Source organism: Mesorhizobium sanjuanii, from assembly GCF_002529485.1.
Taxonomy (GTDB): domain Bacteria; phylum Pseudomonadota; class Alphaproteobacteria; order Rhizobiales; family Rhizobiaceae; genus Mesorhizobium; species Mesorhizobium sanjuanii.
This window is the reverse complement of the sequence record NZ_NWQG01000004.1, coordinates 1-6,233: the sequence shown is the minus strand read 5'-3', so window position 1 is coordinate 6,233 and position 6,233 is coordinate 1. Positions and strand designations below refer to the sequence as shown.

The 6,233-nt window shown below is 62.9% G+C and carries 7 protein-coding genes; 2 read left to right on the top strand and 5 right to left on the bottom strand.

What is annotated here, in order from left to right:
- The 5 genes from CN311_RS00920 to CN311_RS00900 all read right to left on the bottom strand — a co-directional run.
- A partial coding sequence (locus CN311_RS00920) for a type 2 periplasmic-binding domain-containing protein (protein ID WP_483425987.1) occupies positions 1-395 on the bottom strand: 395 nt, incomplete at its 3' end.
- A gap of 97 nt (positions 396-492) precedes the next feature.
- Complete coding sequence (locus tag CN311_RS00915; RefSeq protein WP_097571563.1) at positions 493-1,038, bottom strand: flavin reductase family protein; 546 nt, start codon at positions 1,036-1,038, stop codon at positions 493-495.
- Complete coding sequence (locus CN311_RS00910; protein WP_097571564.1) at positions 1,038-2,132, bottom strand: LLM class flavin-dependent oxidoreductase; 1,095 nt, start codon at positions 2,130-2,132, stop codon at positions 1,038-1,040. The genes CN311_RS00915 and CN311_RS00910 overlap by 1 nt, the downstream gene beginning before the upstream one ends.
- On the bottom strand, positions 2,132-2,848 hold the full coding sequence (locus CN311_RS00905; protein WP_097571562.1) for a GntR family transcriptional regulator: 717 nt from the start codon (positions 2,846-2,848) through the stop codon (positions 2,132-2,134). The genes CN311_RS00910 and CN311_RS00905 overlap by 1 nt, the downstream gene beginning before the upstream one ends.
- Before the next feature lie 207 nt (positions 2,849-3,055).
- Positions 3,056-4,069 carry a LacI family DNA-binding transcriptional regulator gene (locus CN311_RS00900; RefSeq protein WP_097571561.1) on the bottom strand — a complete coding sequence of 338 codons (1,014 nt, stop codon included), beginning with the start codon at positions 4,067-4,069 and terminating at the stop codon, positions 3,056-3,058.
- Between the two features lie 157 nt (positions 4,070-4,226).
- On the opposite strand from CN311_RS00900, the gene CN311_RS00895 reads away from it, so the two are divergent.
- On the top strand, positions 4,227-5,168 hold the full coding sequence (locus CN311_RS00895; RefSeq protein ID WP_097571560.1) for a sugar ABC transporter substrate-binding protein: 942 nt from the start codon (positions 4,227-4,229) through the stop codon (positions 5,166-5,168).
- Positions 5,169-5,221: 53 nt separating this feature from the next.
- On the top strand, positions 5,222-6,233 hold a 1,012-nt coding region (locus CN311_RS00890; protein ID WP_245440676.1), incomplete at its 3' end, for a sugar ABC transporter ATP-binding protein.

The window sequence follows — 6,233 nt, the reverse complement described above, 5'->3', positions numbered from 1 at the left end:
GCATTGGCCTTCTTCTCGAAAATTCCGCTGATGAAATCCCAGCCGCCATTTTCGCGAACCTCCCAGGGTGTCTTCGTCGATGCCGAGAAAACCTCGCCTTCGGGAACGAGCTCCAGGAACTGACCCGCCGGTGTGTCGATCACGTCGATCAGGCCGTTCCTGAGCGCTGCGCCCTGCTGAATGGGTGGAATGACTTCCGGCCCGCCACGCACATTGATCTGAACCACGCCTTTGCCTTTTTCGTTCACCTTCTGAACGAACTTCAGGAAACTCTGTGCGTAGCCGTTCTGCGTTGGTGTGAAATGCACGGCGTTGAGGACAACCTCTTCGGCCGTGGCGATGCTCGCTGCACCCGACATGAGTGCAGCCAGAACAAGGGATTTCCAAATGCGCATTGCCGTACTCCCTCTGATAGATCACTTCGCTTAATCTTGGGCCCACGATCGGGCCGATCTGAAATTGCAATCGCTTGCGCCGCCGCGTGAACGGCAATTAGCTGGCATCATCTCCTACCGTCAGGAATCGTCCATGCGCGTAGAAGACCGGCGACCGGTCAGCGCGATCCAGCGCGACCCCCAAGACGATGCCGATGATGATCATGTGCGACGCCCGCACGATGAGTTCGGCCACCCGGCATTCGAACATTGCTCGCGCGCCGACAAGCAAGGGCGCGCCGGTTTCGCCGCGCACCCACGATCCGGACGAGAACCGCGCGACGCCCTTGGCTTGGGTCATGCCACCAAAAGCACGCGCGACATTCTCCTGGTCGCCGGCGGGAAGATTGACGGAAAACGGCAAGCCTTCGCGAATGGCCGAGGCAAAGGTGCTGCCGCGGTTCACGCAGGCCAGCAGCGAAGGCGGCTCGGCACTGAACGAGCAGACGGCCGTCGCCGTGATGCCGCAAAGGCCTATCTCGTCATGCTCCGACGCGAGGATGGCGACCGACCCCGCCACGGCTCGCATCGCTTGCTTGAAGGCGCGCGGATTGATGGCGTCGTGCCCATGCACCCACGTCGTCGGACTGGCGGCCGCCGGCATCAATTTACGCGAAGCCCGGCCTGGCGCATCAGCGGCAGCACGCGGTCGCAGAAGAAGGGCAATTCGTAGGTGTAGTTGACAAATGTGAGGGCTGCGCCGGAATATCCCTGGTCCATGATCTCGGTGAGATCGTCGACGATCTTTTCCGGCGTGCCGATGAGCGGGAACGTTCCCGCGCCGCCGGCGAACCTTTGCCGATACTCGGTGAAGGCCTTTGCGTCATGCGAGTTCGCGAATTCCTTCTTCTTGCGCATATGCTCGTCGACCGCGCCCTGGTCCGCGCATTCCAGCGCGTAGTGCCGGTAATAGTCCTCGGCTTCCTGCTGGGTCTCCCGGCAGACGACGTGGCAGACAGTGTAGACGCCGACTTCGCGTCCGACCTCGGCGGCGCGGTTGGTGATGTCGACCACATGCGCGCGGCCATCGGCAATTTCGGAAAAAGTCGAAAACAAATAGTCGCAGTGGCGCGCCGCATAGTTACGCCCCGGCGCGCCGAACGCGGCGTTCATGGTCACCGGGCGTGGCGCCTGCAGGCTTGGCGGACGGCTGACGACCCCCTTCAGGTCGTAGAATTCGCCGGCAAAATCGAACGGCTCCCTGGATTGGTAGGCCCGCTCGATGATGTTGATCCATTCTTCCGCCTGATCGTAGGTCCGGTCGCCGACCGTCTGCCCGAACATGGCGAACTCGTCCGGGTTCCAGCCGCAGACGATGTTCAAGCCGGCACGCCCGTTGGAGATGTGGTCGACCGTCGCCAGCGCTTTTGCGGCCTGCAGCGGATGAACCAGCGGCACATGCACCGTCATGAACAGACCGATATTCTGCGTGGCGACGGCAAGACCCGCCGCCCAGGTGAAGGTCTCGAACGACCATTCGCGCACATGCGTCAAACCGCCGAAGCCGCGCCAGCGCGCGATCGGCAGCAGGAACTCCAGGCCGGCGCGATCGGCGATGCCGGCGGAATTGAGGTTGTCTTCCCAGCGGGCGCGCCAGCGCTCGGGAACGGTGGTGATTGCCAGGCCGCCATCGGCGTTCATCGAGAAGACGCCGAGCTTGAACCTGTTCGGTCCTTTCAGCGGATGCTGCTTTCTGATCATGATCTTCCCTGCAGCGGGATGCTCTCACCCTCGTCGTTGGAGTGCTGCAACGGTGGGCTCAGCTTCATGAACCGCTCCTCGGCGTTCTGAATGAAGTGGGTCATGCGGTCGTAGGCCGCGACGGCGTCGCGCTTGACGAACGCCTCGTGGATTGCGCACATGCCGGCCACGATGACGGCCTGCGTCGGCTGGTGCGACAGCGTCTTTAACCGGACGACGAGGACGTGGTCGGCGAAGCGGGCAATCGTTTGTGAAAGGCGGTCGTTCTCGACGGCGCCGAGCCAACAGTTCCTGAATGCCGAATTGGCCTGGAAAAAGCGGTCCGCATCGCCGGCGGCGGCCGCTGCCTCAGCCTCCTGAAGCGCGGCTGTCAGCGTCTTGAGGCCAGCGGCGTCCAGTGTGCGCGCGGCGTGCGCTGCGGCCCGCGGTTCGAGCAGGCGGCGGACCTCGAAAATGTCAGCGACATCCGTGGCGGTAAGCGTAGGCAATGTGAAGCCGCGTGTCGTGCCGACGAGATAGCCTTCATGCACCAACTGCATCAACGCGTCGCGGACGGGCATTCTGGAGATGCCGAGTTGGGCGGCAATATCGACATCGACGAGCTTCCGGCCGGGCGCCAGTTCGCCGCGCTGTATCGTCAGACGGATCTGCTGATAGACCTGGGCACGCAGATTGCCCTCGCCAACCCGTTTGAATTCTATCGGTTTCGTCATCCACGCCTTCCCATGCGAAGATTTCGTATATGATTATGGCTGTGTTCTCGCACTCATCCGTTGAAAGGCAGCCGCATATCGACAGAATTTGCCCTGCCAGCCTATGCTCCAGGGCGAAGTGGAACACATGTTTGATCGTCTGGCAATGTATTTTAAGCCTATAATGTATACTGTTTGAACGCCACTGAGACCGAGTGAGCCTGCCGCTCAGCCGGCATCCCCGCGCAACGGCATGCAGCTTTCGCCGACGATCAGCGCCGGCTGAAAAATAATGTTGCGCACGGGCTCGGCCCCTCTCTCCTCGATGCGGTCCACGAGCAGGCGCAGCGCTTCGTTGGTCATGTCGGCAATGGGGTGCTCCGTTCTCGTCAGCCGCGGCTTCAAGCCGCCGGCGCCCGCGACCGTATCCGTGGAGGCGATCGAGACGTCCTGCGGACAACGCAGGCCAAGATCGGCGATGGCGCGCATCACGCCGATCGCCATGACGCCATTGGCGACATAGATCGCGGTCGGGCGATCGGGCGAACCCATCATGTCGCGGGCGACCGAATAGGCGGCTTCCTCGCGAAACTCGCCTGATCTGACATGGCCGGGCTGCGGTGCGAGTCCACGCGCCGCCATCGCGTCGATCATGCCGTCGAGCCTGCCCTTGCTGGTCGACAATTGCATCGGACCGGTGACAGAGCCGATGCGGCGATGCCCGAGATCGAGCAGATAGTCGACCGCCTGCCGGCCGGCCGCGTGGTTGTCTATGGTCACCGTATCGGCACTGTTGCCTTCGATCGAGCGGCCCAGAAGCACGGTCGCGATACCCTCGAACTCATGCTGCTGGTATTGGTTGGCCGCGCCCACCGGAACCAGAACCATGCCGTCGCAACCAAGGGTGCGAATCCGCGACAGGATGCGCCGCTCGGTGTCGGGCTTTTCATCACTGTTGAAGAGAACCAGCGAATAGCCCCATGCCGCGACCGCCGCCTCCGCCGACCAGACGATGCGTGCGTAGAACGGGTTCGACAGATCGGCCACCGCGAGCGCGATCAACTGGCTGCGGTTGCGGCGCAGATTGCGGGCGGCCTGCGACGGCTCATAGCGCAATTCGCGAATGGCGGTGACGACGCGGACCCTCAGTTCCGAGCTGACAAAGGCAGTGTCGTTCATGACCGCCGAGACCGTCGCGGTCGACACGCCAGCCTTTCTGGCAACGTCTTTGATAGTGGCCATGTCGCCCCGATAGCTAATCGTTTCGCTAAAGTCTGGTTCAGATTTATGGCTGTGTCCAGCGGATTCACGCTTGCATTGGATCGCATTTTGCGGGACGTTAGCGAAACGGTTTGCTGTCAATGAGGCTCTGACGGCAGATGGACGAAGGGAGGAAATCATGAAAAAAATTGGCTACATCATCGCGCTTGGAGCGCTCTCGCTGGCGACTTCAGGTGCTGCCGCGCAAGACAAGCCGCTGCTCGGCATCGTTTCGATCAGCGCCACCGAAGCCAACAATGTGCGCTACATCCAGGGCGCCACGAAGGCCGCAGACGAGCTTGGCTGGCAGACCAATGTCGTCGATGCCGCCGGCAGCGCCGATCAGGCCAATTCGGCGATCCAGAATTTCGCGCAGCTCAAGGCGCACGCGATCATCGACATGGTGTTCCCCTATTCGTCGATCGGCGCAGGCCTGGCTGCCGCGGGCGACGCTGGAATACCCGTCGTGACCTGGGGCGGCGGGCTTGGCTCGACGGTCGCCGCCACCAATGGCTCGGGTGGCCCGATGGCAATCCCGGTCGTCGATCTGATGGTCAAGAAAATGGAGGGCAAGGGTTCGATACTCGCCCTCACCTACCGGACCGGCGAAGTCTGCCGCAACCGTGAAGTCGTCATGGACGAGATTGTCGCCAAAAATCCCGGCATCACCGTCACCAAGAACGAAGTGCGCATTCCCGGCTATTTCGAGGACGGCGCCCAATACGCCAATGCCTGGCTGGCCTCGCATCCGGCTGGCAAGGAAAACCTGGCGATCTGGGGATGCTGGGACGACCCGGCGATCGGCGCCATCGGTTCGCTGCGCGCGCAAGGCCGCGACGACGTGCTGGTCTACGGCATCAACGGCAATGCCCAGGCGCTGGAGAACATCAAGAACGGCTTCATGACCGCCACGGCCTGGCAGGACAGCTTCACCGAGGGCTACAACATGGTCAAGATGCTGAAGGACATCAAGGACGCCGGCAGCGCTTGGCAAGCCAAGGCAGCCGAGGTTCCGGCCGTGCTGGTGACCAAGGAAACCGTCGACGCCTTTCTCAAGGACCATCCGGAAGCCATAAAGTAGGATTTGGTTTGCAGACGGCGTTCACAAGGGGTGCGCCGCAGCAGGCGGCGCCGATGACAACTCCGTTCCTGGTCGCACACGATATCGCCAAGGCCTTCGGCGGCGCGCAGGCGCTGAAAGGCGTATCGCTCGACATTGCGCCAGGTGAAATCCATGGACTTGTCGGCGCCAATGGCGCCGGCAAGTCGACCTTCATCCGCATCCTGGCCGGACTGAACCATCCCGATGCCGGCCGCATCGAAATCGACGGCCAGGGCCAGCAAATCGCCACGCCGCAGCGGGCGACCGAACTCGGCATGAGCTTCATCCATCAGGAGCTTGCCTTTGTGCCGGGCATGACCGTGCTGCAGAACATCATGCTGGGCGTGCCGAAGAAATCGCGCTTCGGGCTGACCGACTGGCGGGCGATCGCGCGCGACGTAGCACCCATCGCCAGGCGCGTCGGCATATCGGCGCCGCTCAACGCCAGCGTGAAGGGCCTCTCGACGGCCGAGATATGGCTGATCAACATCTGCCGTGCCCTGGTGCGCAAGGCGCGGCTGATCGTCATGGACGAGCCGACGGCATCGCTGGCCGCGAGCGAGGCGGAACGGCTCTTTGCGATCGTGCGAGATCTCTCCGCCTCAGGGGTGGCGGTGCTCTACATTTCGCACCGGCTGGACGAGATCCTCAACCTGTGCTCGCGCGTGTCGGTATTTCGCGACGGCCGCTCCGTGGCCGAGCTTGCCGGACAAGGGCTCAATCGATCAGCACTTGTCGAGGCGATTGTCGGCGGCGCCATCCGGGACCCGCAAAGGACAGAAACGACAAGGCCGCGCGGCGATGTCGTGATGGAAGCCAGCAAGATGACGCGGGTGCCGAAAGTCCGCGGCGTCAGCCTCAAGCTCCATGCCGGCGAAGTGCTGGGCATTGGCGGCCTTGTCGGCGCCGGGCGCACCGAACTCGCCCGGCTGCTTTTCGGGGCGGATCGGCCCGACAGCGGCGAGATGGCGCTGATGGGTCGGCCCTATGCGCCTACCTCTCCCGCGGTCGCCGTCAAGGCCGGACTTGGACTGGTCCCGGAGG

Excerpts from the sequence above, each read along its gene's own strand:
- CN311_RS00905 (WP_097571562.1), bottom strand. The coding sequence starts at position 2,848 with ATGACGAAACCGATAGAATTCAAACGGGTTGGCGAGGGCAATCTGCGT.
- CN311_RS00915 (WP_097571563.1), bottom strand. The coding sequence starts at position 1,038 with ATGCCGGCGGCCGCCAGTCCGACGACGTGGGTGCATGGGCACGACGCC.
- CN311_RS00895 (WP_097571560.1), top strand. The coding sequence starts at position 4,227 with ATGAAAAAAATTGGCTACATCATCGCGCTTGGAGCGCTCTCGCTGGCG.
- CN311_RS00900 (WP_097571561.1), bottom strand. The coding sequence starts at position 4,069 with ATGGCCACTATCAAAGACGTTGCCAGAAAGGCTGGCGTGTCGACCGCG.